Annotated in this window: 2 protein-coding genes and 1 pseudogene; all 3 read left to right on the forward strand. The window is 47.8% G+C overall.

All coding sequences use genetic code 11. The annotated features are described in order from the left end of the window. Nucleotides 1-269: 269 nt before the first annotated feature. The 3 genes and pseudogenes from BF95_RS27760 to BF95_RS31325 all read left to right on the forward strand — a co-directional run bounded on the left by BF95_RS27760 (nt 270) and on the right by BF95_RS31325 (nt 2048). A complete protein-coding gene (locus BF95_RS27760) occupies nt 270-743 on the forward strand; it encodes a hypothetical protein (RefSeq protein WP_152542936.1) in 474 nt (157 codons plus the stop codon). Nucleotides 744-1605: 862 nt separating this feature from the next. Continuing rightward, nucleotides 1606-1866: pseudogene (locus BF95_RS31320) on the forward strand (rhamnan synthesis F family protein); the annotation flags it as partial. After that, the gene (locus BF95_RS31325; RefSeq protein ID WP_043155566.1) at nt 1830-2048 is read left to right on the forward strand and encodes a rhamnan synthesis F family protein; all 219 of its coding nucleotides are present in this window, start codon (nt 1830-1832) and stop codon (nt 2046-2048) included. The pseudogene BF95_RS31320 and the gene BF95_RS31325, both read left to right, overlap by 37 nt. Nucleotides 2049-2128: the final 80 nt, after the last annotated feature.

The raw sequence follows: 2128 nt of genomic DNA on the forward strand, positions 1-2128 counted from the left end.
TGCCCGCTTACGGCATTTTTCCGCCACATCATGAGGGGTTGCCGATCACCGCGCGCAAGCGAGGTGAYGGCGTCATGGCTGGGGGGGTGCTCCCTGCGCTTGGTTCCAGCTAATATCCCGCAGAGGCAGCGCTTGCTGCTGCACCGTACACCATTTATAGGGTTGTACGGGCACATTGAGGCGAGTGAACAATGACTGCGAAACCCATAAGGCCGCGATTTCCAATCGCATTTAGATCGTTTCACGGTGCAAGGCTAAAGTTATGGCACGTGCTCAATCTTGCGGGATCGCGGCTTGGTTTCAAAGACCAGAGCATCGCCAATGAACGGGCAGCCCAGTTTTATCTGGACGCCCCTCCGCTTCAAAATCGCGTTGATGATTTGGAAGCGCGCTTGAGGGCCCTTACAGATGAAAAAAGACGATTGGAAGAAAGTCTTGCCCGGCGCGATACTGAAATTTCGGCTGTTTCAAAGCTGTTACACGCAAGTGAACTGGCTGAGCAACGACAAAAAAATGATATAGATTGGCTGGTCTCGCTCAGCGTTTTATTTCTACGTAGGCCCGCTTGGTGGTTTATGCTTATACCTCCAATACAGCGTAAGCTCTTTCACAAGAGAATACTTAGAAAAAAATCTGTTTTGACGCTAAGCGTTATGTTTTCACGTTACCCCAGACGTAGCAAAATTCTGGACAGGATCCTTTATTCCATTACGTTCGTCATGGAATGCGGGAAGGGCGGGTGAATGACCTTCGTTCTCAAGAGTGAGGCGGAGTAATTGCTGAATGACCGTTTTCGAACGGGTGCCGTGCCTCTGGTCGGAAAAACCAATCGGCAGCACTACGCTTTAGAGCTTTGTTGTAACTTGCCGACATTCGAGCGGTCTTGTCGGCTCCACTGCATTCTTAGCCCTTACTGAGAGGGGCGATCACCCCCGATGCCGCGCGAGCTTCTTCGGCTGCACGCTACTTATACAGGAGGTCTAGCTAATGAAGTTGAAGTTCAGTCAAGAGCAAATAGATATTGTCAGAAAATGGAGCCAGTTCGATAGCGCTTGGTACCGGCATGAATATCCTGACGTGAAAATATCTACTATGGATCCGGCCTACCACTATCTTTGGTTGGGACAAAGGATTGGTCGACGCCCCGTCTGCTAACTTTTGATGCGTTTACTGGCCGAGCGTTTGAAACCTGACGAACTTCTGAATCTCATAAAAAGGTCATCCAGTAAAAAACTGGATACGAGCGAATTTAAAATTTTGAGGTAGACTATAGGCGAGTGCATGGAAAGCATGCGCACGCGGACCTGATCAATTTTAGGCGAGGCCGAAAATGCGCCAAAAATCACAAATCAATTGCTATTCAAAGTGCATGTTTTATTATGCAAACTTAATTGAAGAGATAGCGATATCCTTAAACCGAATGCCAGTTAAAATTTTGACCTTTTATATTTCGGTACCTGATGAATCAAACGCGTCAAGAGGCGCTTGTCGGATTTTTCTAGAATTGCAAAAGTTAGATCGTGTCGACGTTCGTATTGTTCCAAACAGGGGGGCGCGATATTGCGCCGTTCGTCGTAGAGTTTTGGTCCGCTACTTGCCACCTACGACGTTGTAGCGCATTTGCATACCAAGAAATCTCTATACAATAAAGGGGCTACGGACGGCTGGCGTCAGTACATCATCGATGGGCTATTTCCGTCAAAGAAGCGCATCAACTATATTTTGAATGAACTCAAGGACTCTCGCTACGGAATTATATATCCTCAAAGCTTTTATAATTTACCCTACATGGCACATACTTGGTTAGCAAACAAAGGTGTTGCTCAGGCGTGGTCGAGTCGGTTTGGCTTAAAAAAATATACCTGATAATTATTTTTGACTTTCCCGCAGGCTCGATGTTCTGGGCTCGGACAGATGCCATACTGCCGATTCTAAGCGCCGACCTCGAATGGGAGGATTTTCCCTTGGAGGAGGGTCAGACGGATGGTACGCTAGCGCACTGCATTGAGCGCATGTTCGGCGTGGTGGCCGTTTCGCGCAATTTTTAAACACGGAGTTATCGCCGATCAAGGCTGTCCTACGACCGAAATCACTAGTTGGCGGATGTGGCATAACACTATGATTTAAC

The sequence above is a fragment of the Sphingobium sp. Ant17 genome (assembly GCF_000588875.1).
Taxonomy (GTDB): Bacteria; Pseudomonadota; Alphaproteobacteria; order Sphingomonadales; family Sphingomonadaceae; genus Sphingobium.